Raw genomic sequence first — 16,301 nt, forward strand, 5'->3', positions numbered from 1 at the left:
TACTACTTCTCTCTTGTTCGTGATTCAAGCCGCTTGATAGAGGGCTTGCTCCAATTGGTTCAGGGCCTGCAAGTATTGGGGCTTGCCGCCGAAGAGTTTGATGATTTCTGTTGGTGTGCCGAACTGGTCGAAGGGGTTGACCTTGAGCACCTTGATGTCTTCGATGTTCTCGATGCCTTCGTCGGCGTATTTGTCCAGCAAAGCGTCCAGTACTTTGCGGGCCTGTTCGCCATATTGGGTGAATACGTCGCGCTTTCTGACCTGCTTCGCGCGCTCGGCACGGGTGAGCGGCGGCTGATCGAAGGCGGTGTGGCAGATCATATCGAAGATATCCATCTCCTTGCCAATGGCCTCTTTCAGGTTTTCCAGTACGATACCCTGTTCGGTCAGCTCGTCGATGATGGCTTGCTTTTTGTCGGCGCTATGCCATCTGTTGAGGAAGTCATCCAGTGAATGATATTGCTCTCGCACTTTCTCGCGGGTGTAGTCCTTCAGGCTGCCGGTGATCAGCTTGCCGTTGCCATCCATGTACTGGATGCGCTCGTTGAGGATGGCGACATTGACGCCATTGACGTAGTACTTGGGGCGCGGTTCGTTGATGATCTCTCCACCGGTGATGATTTCCGGTGGTTCAGTTGGTGGATCGAAGATGATTTCCTCACCGGTTTCATCCGTGACGGTCTCGCCTTCGGCGATTTCTTCTTCGGGTGTCTCAAAGTCCTCATCTTCACGCAGTTCTTTAACGCGCACCGGATCGCCGTCGAAATCCGGGTCGGCAAACAGGTCGGTGACATTGCGAAAATCAAGAATGGTGAAAAAGGTCTTTCCAAATTCTTCGTTGATGCGGGTGCCGCGCCCGATAATTTGCTTGAATTCGGTCATCGAGCCGATGTTGCTGTCGAGTACGATCAGTTTGCAGGTTTGTGCATCGACGCCGGTGGTCATCAGCTTGGAGGTGGTGGCAATGACCGGATAGCGTTCGTCAGGATTGATGAAGTTATCCAACTCGCGCTTGCCTTCGTCATTATCGCCCGTGATCTGCATGACATACTTGGGGTTCTGCGCCATCAGGTCGCTGTTGGCATTGGCCAGGGCGGCACGCATGCGCTGGGCGTGGTCAATGTCGACACAGAAGACGATGGTTTTATCGAAGCGATTGGTTTTGGTCAGGTATTCGGTGATTTTTTTGGCCACGGCTTCGGTACGCTCGTCGATTACCAGGCTCTTGTCGTAATCCTTGCGGTTATAAATGCGATCATCCACCAGTTGGCCGCTCTTGTCGGTTTTGCCTGCCTCCGGCCGCCAGCCTTCCAGATCGACATTAAGGCCAACCCGGATCACCTTGTAGGGGGCAAGAAAGCCGTCATGTATGCCCTGCTTGAGCGAGTAGGTGTAGATGGGCTCACCGAAGTATTCGGTGCTGGAAACGGTTTCGGTTTCCTTGGGTGTGGCGGTGAGGCCAATGTGGGTGGCGGTTTCGAAGTAGTCCAGAATCTCGCGCCAGGCACTGTCTTCGGAGGCGCTACCACGGTGGCACTCGTCGATGACGATCAGGTCGAAGAAGTCCGGGCTGAATTCGCGGTAGGCGTCCTTGTCCTCATCGTAGTTGGTCAGACCTTGATACAGCGCCAGATAGATCTCGTAGGATTTGTCGATCTTCTTCTGCTTGATGACCGTCATTTTGTCTTTGAAGTGGCGGAAATCGCCTCGGCGTGTCTGGTCGATCAAGGCATTCCGGTCCGCCAAAAACAGGATGCGCTTTTTCGCCCCAGCCTTCCACAGTCTGTGAATGATCTGAAAGGCGGTATAGGTTTTACCGGTACCGGTGGCCATTGTCAGCAGGATGCGCTGCTGACCTTTGGCAATGGCCTCTACAGTGCGGTTGATGGCAATCTGTTGGTAGTAGCGGGGGTTACGACTGGTGCCGTCGAAGAAATAATCCTGAGCGCTGATTCGCTCGGCTTCTGGCGTGGTGATGCCTTTGTAGCGTTTATACCGCTCCCAGAGTTGTTCTGGCGTTGGAAAGTCGTGCAGCGGTAGTTCGCGTTCGACACTGCCGCTTGCTGCGGTACGATCATGTTCATAGAAGCCATCGCCGTTGCTGCTGAACACCGTGGGGATGTCCAGGATAGTGGCGTAATCCAGCCCCTGCTGTATGCCTGCCATCACCGAATGCTTGTTGTCCTTGGCCTCAATGATGGCGACAGGGATATTGGGTTTGTAGTAAAGGATGTAATCCGCCCGCTTGCGCTTGCCACGGGTAGTGAGATTGCCCTTCACATAGATACGGCCATCGGTGAAGCCGACTTCCTCCCGGACTTGTTTCTGCATGTCCCAGCCAGCCTGTTCCAGCGCGGGCGTGATGAACTTGGTGCAGATGTCGCGTTCTGATAGGTCTTTTTTATTCGTCATCCGATGGTCGGGTTCCCTTGGTTGGTTCGAGCTGGGTTGGGCATATAACGCCGAGCTCACTGGCAAATTGAAGCGCAGCGTAAATTTGTCCAATTGCAGCGCATTGTTATGCCTCGACTTCGATGCCATACACGAGGCTGATTTTCTGCTTCATCCCCTCACTCAAAGTAAACCCTTGAGAGGTGATATGATTCAAGGCGATATAGGGCTTGCTACTACCACCTTTTGGAAGCCCAAGCTCCTCCTCTATATCGTTAACCAAAACAAGAGATTTTCCTACGGCGGGATCGATGACATCTTCTATCTTTTGGGTAGATGTATTAGCCGATGCAATAGCATCTGCGCCCTTTCCTTGCTGATGATCACGATCATATACAGCCACGTAGGGTATCTTGAATTTGTTGAGCAACTTGACATAGAGCGGAATGTTGTCTTTAGAACCACAATCAATAAGCGTGTAATCATATCTAAACACCCCAATTTTTTTTGCCAGCAAAGGAAAAACAGTCTTTTCTGTAGCTCCTTCCAACAAAACAACCTTGCTAGCAAAAAATAACTCGCCTCTGTCTGGATTTATCCAATAGGATAAATTGAAATCCTTTTTTGCGTCATCTTCAAATAGATCATCCACACATTGCTTTACTGTAGTCTCATCCGACCCGGTTTCTTTGGTGGTGACCTTTCCCCACCTTTAGTACCACAACTTAGATGAGATAATTCATATTATACCGCCTTTTTCGCGTACTCGGAAGGGGCTTGGTAATTCAGTGAGCTATGTGGTCGAACATCATTATATATAGTGTTGCCGCCATTGCTCTATTTCGTACGTAGCTTCGGCCAATGTTCTAAACCAATGCTGATTTAAACATTCATTTCTAGACTTGCCATTTAAGCTTTCAACAAAAGCATTTTGGGTAGGCTTGCCTGGCTGAATAAAACTGAGCGATAACTCTTGCTCTTTGCTCCATACAAACATGGCTTTGCTGGTGTATTCTGGACCGTTGTCGCAGACAATTGATCTGGGCTTACCTCTTATTTCGATTAACTGGGTTAAATATCGTGCGACTTGTGGTCCTGAAATTGATACGGATACAAGCTGCCCTATCACTTCGCGACTAAAATCATCCACCACATTAAGTACTCGGAATCGGCGACCGCTAGCAAGTTGATCAGACACGAAATCCATCGACCAACGTTGATTTATAGTGCTAGGTGTTGCCATAAGAATGCGAGGATGCATAAGTTTCTTTCTACGCTTAGTGCGCACTTGTAGCGCTAATTCACGATATAACCGATAGGTACGTTTTTTGTTTTTAACCAATTTTTCACGCTTAAGAAGCTCATGCAGCATAAGATAGCCATATCGAGGATACTGAACAGCAAGCTCTTTTAAACGCTCGGCAAGACCTTCATCGTTCTTGCTGACGTGATGGTAGCGATAGGTTGTTCTGCTTAACCCCAAAAGCCTGCAAGCTAATCTTTCACTTAGCCTAAAAGCATCAATGAGATGGCGTACGGCTAATTTTTTGCTGGCAGGGGTTACCACTTTTTTGAGACAACATCCTTCAAAGCCTCATTCTCAAGCAGCTTCTCTGCCAACAGTTTTTTGAGTTTGTTGTTTTCTGACTCAAGTTCACGCAGGCGTTTAGCCTCGTTTACCTCCAGTCCTGCATATTTACTACGCCAGTTATAAAAAGTGCCATTGGAGATGCCTAGCCTGCGGCAAATATCACTTACTTTGGCACCTGCCTCGTGTTCTTTAATGACCTTAATAATTTGTTCTTCGGTATAACGTTTCTTCATTTTTGAGACCTCCAACTGCTGTCAGTGTAATGGAAATCTCATCGAAGTTATGGTTCTAATTTAGGGGGAAAGGTCACTTACATTTATATGCTTTACCAACACCAGTTGTATTTGTTGTGCCCATAGAACCATATGCATTCGTGTTTTTTAAGTCTTGCACATAAACGACATTAGCCCCTAATTTATAGGCTTCATTCCTTAATTCGTTTCTTGCGCCTATAACTAAATTTTTATTTGATGTTACGTCACCAGTAAACCAATTCCCCTGAGACCCCACAACCTCGCCGACGAACTCGCACTTTTCTCGATCAGGAAGATCGTTTACTAACTCAACTCGCTCAGCCCCAGGTATTGTCTGTTTAGCAGCACACGCGGACAGGGTTAGAACAAAGGCTACGATAAAGAAAGTATTAATCTTGTTTTTCATGATTTCCCCTAATGAAACATAACGGCGCGCACACCGGCGCGAGCTTGCGAGCGTCCGACGGCTGTGTAGTGCTGCGCTTGGTTATGCATTGATATCCCTTAGGGCTTGGCAAGCTTTTTTCCCTTTGCTTATCATTAGGAGGTTGCCGACTTGGCATGTGTCCACCCATCCAGAAATATTTCCTTCTTGCGTGGATTTTTCAAATGCCTTTGCATTTACGTCTGAGCTACTTTCAAATTCGTAAAGCTCGACGCGTTCTCCTTGGAGAGTTCCACTCCATCCATCGATAGCACCGACCATTTGGTAGAGCTGCTGACTATCCTTTTCAAATCCGACCGATTCTGCGTCAGATATTGAGTACGAAAGTTCTTGGGAACAACCCACCAAGAGAAGACCAAGTAAAACCAGAACCGGATATTTCATATAAACTCTCCATATGCGTAACGCCTTGCTCACCGGTAAATTAGGAGCGCAGCGAGTAATTTATCCGTGTGCAGCAACTTGTTAGGCCTTAGGTGGTAATACCTTTCGCCTAGAAGAAAGTTCGTATATATCTTGTATGAGCTCATCTTGATCATCATGCTCAGTGACAACAAATAGCCTAACACCATGTTTTCTAGCTAGATTAATCTTTCGTTTATCCCTTTCAACAGTTTTCTTAAATGCTTCCTCGCCACCAAAGAAATCGACAGGCTCAAAGTGTTGTTTCCCATGATACTCTACTGCAATTTTCCAGTTGGGAAACCATATATCGAAATGTTGGCGCCCTAACCAAGATGGTTGACCATGCTGTATTACCTTTGTTTTGAAAAACTCACCCTCTAACTTCCTATAAAGCTCAGTTTCAGAAACCCACCCTTCCCCGATCTTGGGGACTCCTAATAACTCCCTTGCTTTATTTTCTGCGTCTTTAGAGATTTCTTTAATTTTCCCCAAATGATCGTAGGCAGAGTAATAAGCCTTTATTTTCCAGCTTAACGCTGGCTTATCCCATAAAGGTGCTCCATTGAATAATCTATGATCATATAAGTTTTCGTTTGAAAGCCATGAATCGAATATAGCAAACCAGCCTTCATTCTCTTCACCATATTCATTAAAACAGTCAATAATCTTTTCTTTGTATAACGCTTGATTATTGGAGATAAACTTTGTTTTCCTCCCTCCGCACATTAGCAATATATCAATGGGGTTAGCCTGGAGGCCTATTTTCCTCTGGATGTTTATTCTTAGGTTAGAAGAATGAGTGCTTGTTCCTGTTATAACTTTTGGCTCGGTTTTCTCTAAGTAATCGTCATATTTTTCAAGGCCAAGTAGGCAATCGTATGCCCAAAAAAGACAGTAACTGGATAGTTTCTCTTCATGCTTATATAGCTCAGAAATGTATATTAGAAACTCTGATAGTGATTCAAAACCTTTCGTGTTCCATTTAGCTAATAGCTTATACAAATAGACAAAGACATATCCAATATTGCTATCGATATCGATAAAGTCACCATGGTCGAGAGATTTTTCGACCTTTCTATAGAACGCTTTTTGCTGAGCATCCATATCTTCCTCTGATGGGAAATACCCACCGAACTCCGGTACTTGCATAAGTTTCCTTCGTGTGGCCTAACATTTTATTAGTAAGCATGCTCGTTTTGTCACCAGCTGATGCTTACCGTTAATTAATATAATCACTTGTATTAAATAGACTTTCTTTAAAAATATAAGACACTCTGTTATTACAAATCGTGCATGCCGTCTATCCTGCTTGCACGATGCACATTATCTCACCCAAAGAACTCATAACACTTTAATTTATTTAGCATTAAATTAAAACTCTATCGGTAAACAAGCATCTCTAGGCGTAAAAAACAGGAACTTTTTAAATCCCAGCTAGAATAGGCTGTATAGGCAGACAGTTGCAAGACAAGGAGCGTTTTATGTCTAACAGTCCATTTTTAAATTCTATACGCACGGATATGCGGCAAAAAGGTTATGCGCTGAAAACTGAAAAAAACTTACCTGCACTGGATTAAGCGTTTTATTCTGTTTCACAAAAAACGTCATCCTCAGACCATGGGCAGTGAAGAGGTCAGGCTGTTTTTATCCAGCTTAGCAAACAGCAGACATGTAGCCATAAACACGCAGAAAATCGCTTTAAATGCCCTAGCTTTTTTGTACAACAGGTTTTTACAACAGCCGTTGGGCGATATTGATTATATCCCTGCAAGCAAGCCTAGACGGCTACCCTCTGTTATCTCTGCAAGTGAAGTGCAACGCATTTTGCAGGTTATGGACACTCGCAACCAAGTTATTTTTGCGCTGCTGTATGGTGCAGGTTTGCGCATTAATGAATGCTTGCGTTTGCGGGTTAAAGATTTTGATTTTGATAATGGCTGCATCACTGTGCATGACGGTAAGGGTGGGAAAAGCAGAAACAGCCTACTGCCCACGCGCCTAATCCCAGCAATAAAACAACTCATTGAGCAAGCGCGGCTTATTCAGCAAGACGACAACTTACAAGGCGTAGGGCCATCGCTGCCTTTTGCTTTAGATCGCAAATACCCTTCTGCTTATCGACAAGCGGCGTGGATGTTTGTCTTTCCCTCCAGCACGCTCTGCAACCACCCGTATAACGGCAAATTATGCCGCCATCATCTGCATGACTCCGTTGCGCGAAAGGCATTGAAGGCAGCCGTACAAAAAGCAGGCATCGTTAGCAAGCGTGTCACTTGTCATACATTTCGTCACTCGTTTGCTACGCATCTATTACAAGCGGGGCGTGATATTCGCACTGTGCAAGAACTCTTAGGGCATACCGATGTTAAGACCACGCAAATCTATACGCATGTGTTGGGTCAGCATTTTGCCGGCACCACCAGTCCTGCGGATGGACTGATGCTACTTATCAATCAGTAAAAGTAGATAAATATCTTTATGTAGCCCTGAGTAGCCCCTGATACTTTTTATGGTGAAAAAGATAAACAATCATAGAGGGGATAAATATGAGCCAGTTCTACCATTGTTCAGATAAGTTTAAGCAAGATACTGTTAATCACAGTGACCATTCATGGTCATTACACTTCCTCCAGCTGCCAGACAATGCCTAACATAAAAACGCAAAAGCCCAAAAGTCAGAGCTTAGGTGTTCTAGGCGTTTTCTAAGCGCTGAAGAAATACGTCTTACCGTAGATTGCGTGCGTTTCTGAAGCACATTTTCCTCATACATGGCTTTATCCCAGGCAGCTTCATCAAGCTCTTGGAGTAACAAGCCAGTAATAATGCGACACTTTCGGGTTTGTAGCGAGCCGCTGGTGAGATCGGAGTTATAGCGGAAAGGGGTCATTTGTAATTATTTGTGGGTGGAGGATAGTTAACTTATTATTGTAGTTGGAAGAGGCTGCTTTCCAAACATTAGCACCTCGTAATGCTTGTTACTGTATATTAATTTATGCTCTTAGCGCATGTTAATGGGCTATTACAATGCATAATGTCTACATCAAGATAACTGTGTCTTAACACCTGTACAAGCGAAAAAAATCAATCACCTGTCCGGAAATACGGGATCACTGTAAAGTGTTGGTGAGGCAGTCTAGGAGGGGGATTTAATTTGGGATACTGATGAAAGGATTATGAGCAGTTGGATATAGGATCGTACTAAGCTGAGCGGCAGGTTAGCTAGATTAGTTAACCAGATAAGTGAAATCTAGTTCCAAACTATTTTGTCATTTTTAACTTTCGCGCTAGCTTGCAACACCACACCCAGTTTCCATCTATTTTGTCACTTTTCCCCAAACAACTCTTAAAAAACCCCCATTTTCACACCTTCCAGTTCCCAACTTAATTGTCCGTCTACAAATAGCTTAAACCCGATTATATCGTTAATTATATAGTCGGGTTTTTTATTATTTAATGTTATCAAACCGAGGGTTTTCTGGGGTAGTCAGAGAGGATGATATTATTGATGACGATAATTCAGCGGTTAGCAGCCTGTCATTGAGTTGTAAGATGATTAGCTTAATAATCGTGACATATCGTTAAACATGGATTGCCACTCATCTTCATCAATTTCCATCAATCCAAAATAGCGCAACATAAAAGCACCTTCAGTGGCAAGAAACATCAATCGAGCGCGTTTTCCTTGTTCGGTCGAGGTGTCTAAATGACGCAATCTGTCGCGATACCAATGACGTGTACTTTCTAGGTATTCTGGCGTTTGTAATAAAGCTGCCATCAATGCTGCCCCTTTCGCCATAGCGACTTTATCGTGTTCATACGTCGCGAGCCGATGGGCATTAATTCGATTCTCAGGTGAATTATCTTTTTCTATTTCACGATTGAATATTTGTTCATAGGTATATCCCCAACGTTCAAACATCGCATCGATGAGAGCATCTTTGTTACCAAAGCAATATTGCACACCACCTTTAGAAATTCCCATGGATTTGGCCACGGCATCAATGGTTAGAGCGGCGGCTCCTTGTGTGAGCACAATCTCTTCAGCAGCATCGAGCACTTTATCTCGATCGATTGTTCGTTGACGTCCCATTTAACAAAAACCTCTTTTCAATACATACGTATGGATTTATATTGTAGCACAATCATTAATAAATGATGATTAAATAAACTTGTTGAGATGATTTTATGCTAGCTGATTATAAACGCTGGATTATTTTACTTTTAGTATCAAGTGTACTGTTTCTCATTGTGATCGATGTAACGGTGTTATACACGGCTCTACCTCGATTAACACATGATTTAGGCGCCACATCCTCCGAAAAATTATGGATTATGAATGCATATCCGTTAATTGTCGCGGGATTATTACCGGCAGCGGGGATGCTTAGTGACCGTATAGGTCATAAGGTGATGTTTCTTTTAGGGTTACCTTTATTTGCCATCGCCTCTTTGTGCGCTGCATTTTCCCCAACTGCATTGAGCTTGATTTTATCAAGAGGCTTTTTGGCCGTAGGGGCTGCAATGAGCATGCCCGCAACGTTATCAATTGTTAGGCATGTTTTTTTAGATCCAAAAGAGCGTGCTCTTGCGATAGGGATTTGGTCGGCTGTTGCGTCAGGTGGCGCCGCTATCGGTCCACTCGTTGGCGGTATATTGCTTAACCATTTTTGGTGGGGCTCAGTATTTTTAATCAATGTACCGGTAGTATTATTCGTATTGCCTTTCGCTTACTTTTTAATTCCTAAATGTGGCGGAGAAGGTTCACAAAAAATCGATTATATCGGCTCTGTGTTAGTGCTTATTGGGTTAGTTGGTACTATTTATGCCCTAAAAGAGTTTGGTAAGCCTTATACGAATTGGTGGGCGTTTATTGTTGCAGGCATCATAGGTGTTTGGTTCTTGTGTATCTTTAGCCGTAGACAAATGTCATCTGATTCGCCAATGATTGATTTTAAGCTATTTGCTAACCCACGCTTTAGTGCGGGTATCTTAATGGCAATATTATCGATGGTCATCATTGTTGGCGTCGAGCTTCTGTTAAGCCAAAGATTACAGCTTGTGATGGGATATACACCGTTTCAAGCGGCTCTGTATATTATTCCTATCCCTATCGCCTCGGTATTGGCTGGCCCATTAGCTGGAATGTTATTACATAAAATTGGCGAGAGACGGTTAACAATATTTGGTTTCGTCTGTACCTTGATCGGTGTCATCGGCCTTAATTATGTTTACCAAACTGCTACCGGTTTCATATTATTGGCATACTTATTTTTGATTGGCTTTGGTCTTGGTGTGATTTTTACTACCGCCTCAACCACAGTGATGTTGAATGCACCTGATCAAAAAGCGGGTATGGCAGCGTCAATTGAAGAAGTCGCTTATGAAATCGGTAGTGTGTTGGGGGTGACTTTTATGGGGGGATTGATGAGCGCCATTTATACAATGAAGCTATCGTTACCAGACAACTTAGCGGTGGATGAGAAAGCTTATGATAGCATTGATGAAGCTTTTATTATCGCGGAGCATTTGCCACAAGAGAGTGCAAATATCTTGATTAACCAAGCGCATACTGCTTTCGATCAAGCATTTGGTGGCGTAATGATATCAACAATTATTATTTTGATTCTTTGCTCATTAGTTATTCCTCATTTTTTTCGCAAAACATAAAGGCTAATAATTAAAGGGAAGTGCCATCAAAAACACTTCCCTATTGTGATAATAATCTCTTATTTATCTCTGCAATGAATGCATATTTGCTTCTTGGCCTACAGGGTTATTGAATCTTTCTGATGAGTAATGCACCAAAGAAGGGGCAAATAGCAAATAGCGCAAATAACCAGATTGAAGCTTGTTGGGCTCCAGCTAACCCTCCAGGGCTAATAAGTCCACTATTATTGACGACTACACCAACTAATGCTGCTGATAGTGCTGTTGCGTACAGTTGAACGGTAATAATTGATGAGGATGCAAGATTCTCTTCGCCGTTAGGGGCGACGTTAAAAACCTTTAAAACAAGATGTGGCCAGCAAATACCAATTCCTAGACCAACTCCCATCATGGCAATTAAATAGATGGCAAACAGAAGTATTGAATCCACTAATTTTGTATTAGGCGTTAAAATAGCCAGTAAGATTAATGAGATAAATATAATAATTGGGCCTAAACGAAGTATTTTTAATACGAGTGGCCCCGTTTTATTCGCACTGAGTAATGCGCCAATTGTCCAACCTGCGGCCATAATTGCGGTGAGATAACCTGCTGATAATGGAGAAAATTGATGGATAGTTTGTAAGAAATAAGGGACATAAATTTCCGTTGTCATACCACCAACCAGTAAACTCATCGTTAAGTAAATGATAGCAAGCGGATTTTTGAATGAATAAGTGCCTGTAGGGAGTAAGCGTTTACCTTGCTTACCATCAATGAGAGCAATGGTAATTAGCATGGTGATGCCAACTAGCAGACCCACGACATTAAATATGAGTTCTTGAGATAAACTTCCGATCGAAATCGCTAACACAGAAGCAACTAATAATGTAATAGCAAGAAAAGGCAATTTACTGGTTTGTGGTTGTTGGTTTGTTTTTTTAGGTAATTGATTAATAACAATTAAAGTAAGAAAAACAGCAACTGGCAATAATGACCAAAAAGCCCAGCGCCAATGTCCACCTTGGGCAAATATCCCACCAATTGCAGGCCCACAGAGCGTGGCAATTCCCCACATACCGGAAACGACCCCCATAGCACGTGACCAGAGATTTTCGGTAAAAACAATGCGAATTAATGCATAGCTTAAGGCAAATAAAATACCGCCCCCTAGCCCTTGAAGCGCACGTCCGACAAGTAACGTTAGCATTGAAGGGGAAGCGGCACACCAAATCGACCCTAATGAAAATAAAAATAAGGCGGTTAAATAAGCAAATTTAGGTCCTAATTGGTTGAGGATTTTGCTTGATAATGTTGAGCCGACAATAGAGGTGGCAACAAATATGGTGGTATTCCATGCATAATATTCTAGGCCACCGATATCATCGACAATGCTCGGAAGAATCGTTGTAACGATATAAATGTTGATCGCATGGAGTGCGACACCACCAGTAAGGGCGATAGTCAGTAATGCATTAGTGCCACTGAGTAAATCAGCCCATTTGGCTTGATTTGTCGTTGATGGATCATTGCTCATAGCGAGACCTGCTAGACGAGAGAGTTAAAAAAAAGTTAATATCCAAGTATTAGCTTGGATATTAGAGTGGCATCATGATTAATGCAAGTAATTACTTTGATAATTTAAATCTCAGCCAAGCGGTTGATAAAGTGTTGTTTTGTATCAAAACTAAAGCGCCTATCTCAACCGCTGTGATTGCAAAAGACTTAGCCATGACGGGGGAAGCTGTCCGCCAACATCTTCAAAAATTGCTATCACTAGGTTTAGTTGAGGGGGTGCAGTGCACTTCTCAAACAGGTGCTGGTCGACCGAGGCAGAATTGGGTGCTGACTGAATTAGGACATCAGCGTTTTCCAGATACGCATGCACAGCTTACGTTGCAGCTCATTGATTCAGTAAAAAGTATTTTTGGGAATGAAGGGCTAGAAAAACTGATTAGCCAAAGAGAAAGTGCAATTAAAACCAAATATCTATCTCGTTGTGCACAGCGACCTTTTATTGAACGACTACAGGCATTAGCCGATATTCGTAGTGAAGAGGGTTATATGGCACGTATTGAACAAGAGGGGGACAGTTGGTTATTAATTGAAAACCATTGCCCAATCTGTGCTGCGGCGACTGTTTGCCAAAATTTTTGTCGCTCCGAATTACAATTATTTCGTGAAATTATGGGCGATGAAGTTACGATTGAGCGAGAGCAGTATTTACTCAATGGTGGTGGGCGCTGTGTTTACCGTATTCAGAAAATAAAATAAAGGCCGAGAGTTTGCTCTCGGCCATGTTGAGAGACTATTTTGTAACTTCAATCAATTCACTGGTTTCGATATGGGGAGCTAATTCTTCAGCAGTGAGCCACAATGGTTTTTTTTCAAACTGTTCATAAAGGGATAATTGGTCTTGATAATGAGGAGATGGTTTTCCTTGCGGTGAAATAAAACCGCTTTGTCCTGGAGCAACAACATCCCAAGCTTTCACCTTATCGTCGGTAAACACAATCAAGTCATTTTCGGTTCCTCGATTATGATATTCATTTTGGTGTAGACTTTCTGCGCTATTAGCTTGAGGAACACCGAAGAAATTATTGGCTCTAAAAGTTAGTGCTGTCGCTGGAGTTTGCCAACTCGCAGGATGATGACCATATTGCTGGGTCATTTGCTGATAAGTTGTACGTAATGCTTGGCGAATAACATCATCTTGTGATTTCCCTGAAAATAGGTCAATAGCTTGTGGAATAGCAGATTGTTGCCCTAATAATGATTCATATAAGATTTTTGCGCCTGTACTAATATTTAATGAGCCTGTAGGACCTTCTTGTGTTGTTTCATAGCCACTGGCTAAATACCATTTATCAAAAGGAGCAGGGACTGTTTGGCCCAGCGTGGCTTTTAGCATCTCTTTTAGCCAAATATCCAATATTGCTGAGCCTGGTTGAATATAATGTTTGCCTTCTTTTGAAAGATAATTAATTCCATTCCATTGGTTAAGAATAGATGCAAGTTTTACGGCATCGTCATCGGCAGGTAAATCGCGTGTCGCACGCAGAATATAAGGGGTAAATAGGCGATGATTCAGGTCAACACGACTCGTCTGTTTTAGAATATCCCACATGTCCTCTTGATTTAACAGATGCTTTGATTCTATTAGCTTATTGATTTCTGTGACGCGATCAGCAGATCCCCATAAAAACGCAAACAAGTCACTCGCGGGGTAATTTTTTGCTGGGGAATTATTCCAGTTAGCAATATAACCCGATTTAGGGTTGTACACTTTCGGGTTATTAGCAAAGGGCTGCATGCCTTTCCAGTCCCATTCACCAGTGCCGGGAACGGGGAGTCGAGGGTCATGATTTTCTTGGCGTTCAGGATAATGCCCAGTATGGATATAACCAATATTGCCGTCTTTATCTGCATAATACCAATTAATGGTTAAGGCTTGGTTCTGTGCCTGATTTTGCCATTGTTGCCAATTTTTGGCTTGTGCTTGTTTTACCCATGCCATTAAAGAGGAGACCTCTTTTCCATCCCATGCACGTGCCTTGCTGTACGCGATATTGGCATTATCATCTGTTTTCATGACATTACCGTGCACCGTTCGATAAATATCTAATGTAACGGACGGGGCATCTTTCACATTAATTATCTCTTGGCGGCTGAGCATTTTTTTCCATTGGCCTTGGTGTTGATAATAATCAGGGCGTTGTGGGTCCAATTTTTCTGCAAATATATCAACGCCATCCCCAAAGCCAGCTGTTGATCCCCACGCGATATTGCCATTATGACCAAATAATATGGCGGGATAGGCGAAGGGGGTGTTACCCACTAAGTCGAAACCAGCGCCATGTAAACCAATCCCGTAGGTATAAGCAGGATTAAACCAACCAAATTGTGGGCCGTTTAGCAAAATTGCATTGGCGCCATCAGCTTTTGCTTTCCCGACAACCCAGATATTACTTGTTGTTGGATAACCCGCTAAGCCATTTGCACCACTTTGCGCATATTGTTTGGCTATCAATTGACTATTTTGCTGTGTTGTTAATGCGATTAATTTGCCAGAGGCATCTTTAGCAGGACGTTCAAACATCGGCGGCATTAGGCGATAATCACCTATTTGATTCACCTGTGATTGATTGTTTTTATTTTTTGTATCTAGATAAGTGAATTCTTGAGCGTCAATAGTGGTGGGGGCATTAGGATTATTCAGCCAATTTATTTGGTTGAATACCGCTAACCCTTTTTGTTCACCATATTTATCTTTTAAGGCGGTTAATAAGGCTAAATTATCGATTTCACTATTCATATCAGAGAAACGGTTAGCCATGGTACCGACCATAATCATAGCAACATCAAAACTGTTCCATTGAGAGGGGGTAAAACCATAATCCATGAACTGTTTAGGCATGAGTTTATCAGGTGTGGTATTGACTTGTTTTATCCACGCGTTCATGCCATCGGCGTAGCCTCGTAGAATATCTTGTTCTTTTTTGGGAAGATTGTCGATCTGTTGATGGATAGAATCTGGCCAGTAATTACTGCGGATATCTTTGTCAAAAGCAATGAAATCTTTACCTAGTACTTCCGAAACCGTGCCTTGTGTACTGCGTTTGGCCATTTCCATTTGGAAAAGTCTATCTTGGGCGACGGCATAGCCATAACCATAAAAAAGACTATAAACATCATCTGCATAGATATGTGGAACACCGTAGCTATCACGATCTATCTTTATTTTATTCGGTTCAGCGTAGCTGGTGGATGCAAGTGTTGCGAATCCAAAAATAACCATTGCAGATAATATATTATTTTTCTTCATCAGATGAGCCTCCATTTTTTATTGTATTACGAGACTAACAATCACTAATTTGTAAATGAAGGGTTAAATAATGGTTAAATTATTAATATGTGAACTAAGTAGATAAAAAAGGATACATAAAAAATAAAAAAATATTAAAAGTGAATCTAATCACATTAACTGTAAATTAGCGTTCTGTAGATGAAAGGGGCTTTTTTTTACGGCGATTAATCCACCAAGCATAGAAAATGCCGGATATTGCACCAGCTATATGTGACTCAGTCGAAATATATTGATGAATAGGGAGTAAGCCTGCTGCCATGGCACCAAAATAAAAGAGTACCAATAATGCAATGAGGATATCGACAAGTTGGCGTCTAAAGAAGCCTTGAGCAATCAGTAGTCCCCAAAGCCCAAAAATCCAACCACTTGCACCCACATGGATGGCATAGCGACCAACCAGCCAAACCGCTAATCCGCTGGTAATAATAATAAATGATGAGGCATATACATATTCACGAATAGTTCTATGCATAAGGATTGCACTGAGGATCAGTAAAGGTGGTAGGTTACTCAGTAAATGCCCCCAACTACCATGAATAAAGGGGGCAAGCGGAATACGGATTAAACTATTTACCTCTCGCGGGATAATACCGAAGCGCGTGAGAGCATAACCGGTTAGGCTATTGATTACTTGGATGATAACCAATAGCCCAGCTAAAATAGCGAGTAATTTTAAACGCTGACTTAGCCATTGCTTCATCA

The 16,301-nt window shown here is 43.0% G+C and carries 12 protein-coding genes and 2 pseudogenes; 3 read left to right on the forward strand and 11 right to left on the reverse strand.

Going from position 1 to position 16,301, the window contains the following annotated elements:
- Positions 1-24: 24 nt before the first annotated feature.
- The 6 genes and pseudogenes from hsdR to O7C57_RS00160 form a co-directional block, all read right to left on the reverse strand.
- Positions 25-2,412 carry an EcoAI/FtnUII family type I restriction enzme subunit R gene (gene hsdR, locus O7C57_RS00135; protein WP_269723483.1) on the reverse strand — a complete coding sequence of 796 codons (2,388 nt, stop codon included), beginning with the start codon at positions 2,410-2,412 and terminating at the stop codon, positions 25-27.
- Positions 2,413-2,518: 106 nt separating this feature from the next.
- Entirely contained in the window at positions 2,519-3,043 is a 525-nt protein-coding gene (locus O7C57_RS00140; protein ID WP_252447432.1) for an ATP-dependent endonuclease, read from the reverse strand.
- 92 nt (positions 3,044-3,135) lie between these two features.
- Positions 3,136-4,215: pseudogene (locus O7C57_RS00145) on the reverse strand (IS3 family transposase).
- A 73-nt stretch (positions 4,216-4,288) separates the two neighbouring features.
- Entirely contained in the window at positions 4,289-4,642 is a 354-nt protein-coding gene (locus O7C57_RS00150) for a DUF4156 domain-containing protein (protein WP_252447431.1), read from the reverse strand.
- An 81-nt stretch (positions 4,643-4,723) separates the two neighbouring features.
- Positions 4,724-5,065 carry a hypothetical protein gene (locus tag O7C57_RS00155; RefSeq protein ID WP_252447430.1) on the reverse strand — a complete coding sequence of 114 codons (342 nt, stop codon included), beginning with the start codon at positions 5,063-5,065 and terminating at the stop codon, positions 4,724-4,726.
- An 81-nt stretch (positions 5,066-5,146) separates the two neighbouring features.
- Positions 5,147-6,235, reverse strand: a complete 1,089-nt coding sequence (locus O7C57_RS00160; RefSeq protein ID WP_252447429.1) for a hypothetical protein — start codon at positions 6,233-6,235, stop codon at positions 5,147-5,149.
- A gap of 332 nt (positions 6,236-6,567) precedes the next feature.
- Here O7C57_RS00160 and intI2 point away from each other — a divergent pair.
- Positions 6,568-7,546: pseudogene (gene intI2, locus O7C57_RS00165) on the forward strand (class 2 integron integrase IntI2).
- Between the two features lie 187 nt (positions 7,547-7,733).
- Here the strand turns inward: intI2 and O7C57_RS00170 are convergent.
- On the reverse strand, positions 7,734-7,973 hold the full coding sequence (locus O7C57_RS00170; RefSeq protein ID WP_023994229.1) for a BrxA family protein: 240 nt from the start codon (positions 7,971-7,973) through the stop codon (positions 7,734-7,736).
- Positions 7,974-8,639: 666 nt separating this feature from the next.
- Positions 8,640-9,176, reverse strand: coding sequence for a TetR/AcrR family transcriptional regulator (locus O7C57_RS00175; RefSeq protein WP_154623589.1), 537 nt, complete (start codon positions 9,174-9,176; stop codon positions 8,640-8,642).
- 95 nt (positions 9,177-9,271) lie between these two features.
- Between O7C57_RS00175 and O7C57_RS00180 the strand changes: the two genes are divergently transcribed.
- A complete protein-coding gene (locus tag O7C57_RS00180; protein WP_163860453.1) occupies positions 9,272-10,753 on the forward strand; it encodes an MFS transporter in 1,482 nt (493 codons plus the stop codon).
- Between the two features lie 106 nt (positions 10,754-10,859).
- Here O7C57_RS00180 and O7C57_RS00185 read toward each other — a convergent pair whose 3' ends face one another.
- Entirely contained in the window at positions 10,860-12,269 is a 1,410-nt protein-coding gene (locus tag O7C57_RS00185; protein WP_269723484.1) for an MFS transporter, read from the reverse strand.
- A gap of 74 nt (positions 12,270-12,343) precedes the next feature.
- Between O7C57_RS00185 and O7C57_RS00190 the strand changes: the two genes are divergently transcribed.
- Positions 12,344-13,006 carry a helix-turn-helix transcriptional regulator gene (locus O7C57_RS00190; protein ID WP_154623586.1) on the forward strand — a complete coding sequence of 221 codons (663 nt, stop codon included), beginning with the start codon at positions 12,344-12,346 and terminating at the stop codon, positions 13,004-13,006.
- A 34-nt stretch (positions 13,007-13,040) separates the two neighbouring features.
- Here the strand turns inward: O7C57_RS00190 and O7C57_RS00195 are convergent, their stop codons facing one another.
- The gene (locus O7C57_RS00195) at positions 13,041-15,557 is read right to left on the reverse strand and encodes a penicillin acylase family protein (protein WP_375097481.1); all 2,517 of its coding nucleotides are present in this window, start codon (positions 15,555-15,557) and stop codon (positions 13,041-13,043) included.
- A gap of 166 nt (positions 15,558-15,723) precedes the next feature.
- Positions 15,724-16,299, reverse strand: coding sequence for a rhomboid family intramembrane serine protease (locus O7C57_RS00200; protein WP_154622060.1), 576 nt, complete (start codon positions 16,297-16,299; stop codon positions 15,724-15,726).
- Positions 16,300-16,301: the final 2 nt, after the last annotated feature.

Origin of the sequence: Providencia sp. 21OH12SH02B-Prov, from assembly GCF_027362595.1 — a bacterium.
Classification (GTDB): Bacteria; Pseudomonadota; Gammaproteobacteria; order Enterobacterales; family Enterobacteriaceae; genus Providencia; species Providencia zhejiangensis.

Coding starts and splice junctions, on each gene's coding strand:
- O7C57_RS00200 (WP_154622060.1), bottom strand. CDS start 16,299: ATGAAGCAATGGCTAAGTCAGCGTTTAAAATTACTCGCTATTTTAGCT.
- O7C57_RS00150 (WP_252447431.1), bottom strand. CDS start 4,642: ATGAAAAACAAGATTAATACTTTCTTTATCGTAGCCTTTGTTCTAACC.
- O7C57_RS00180 (WP_163860453.1), top strand. CDS start 9,272: ATGCTAGCTGATTATAAACGCTGGATTATTTTACTTTTAGTATCAAGT.
- O7C57_RS00195 (WP_375097481.1), bottom strand. CDS start 15,557: ATGAAGAAAAATAATATATTATCTGCAATGGTTATTTTTGGATTCGCA.
- O7C57_RS00160 (WP_252447429.1), bottom strand. CDS start 6,235: ATGCAAGTACCGGAGTTCGGTGGGTATTTCCCATCAGAGGAAGATATG.
- hsdR (WP_269723483.1), bottom strand. CDS start 2,412: ATGACGAATAAAAAAGACCTATCAGAACGCGACATCTGCACCAAGTTC.
- O7C57_RS00175 (WP_154623589.1), bottom strand. CDS start 9,176: ATGGGACGTCAACGAACAATCGATCGAGATAAAGTGCTCGATGCTGCT.
- O7C57_RS00155 (WP_252447430.1), bottom strand. CDS start 5,065: ATGAAATATCCGGTTCTGGTTTTACTTGGTCTTCTCTTGGTGGGTTGT.
- O7C57_RS00170 (WP_023994229.1), bottom strand. CDS start 7,973: ATGACCCCTTTCCGCTATAACTCCGATCTCACCAGCGGCTCGCTACAA.
- O7C57_RS00185 (WP_269723484.1), bottom strand. CDS start 12,269: ATGAGCAATGATCCATCAACGACAAATCAAGCCAAATGGGCTGATTTA.
- O7C57_RS00190 (WP_154623586.1), top strand. CDS start 12,344: ATGATTAATGCAAGTAATTACTTTGATAATTTAAATCTCAGCCAAGCG.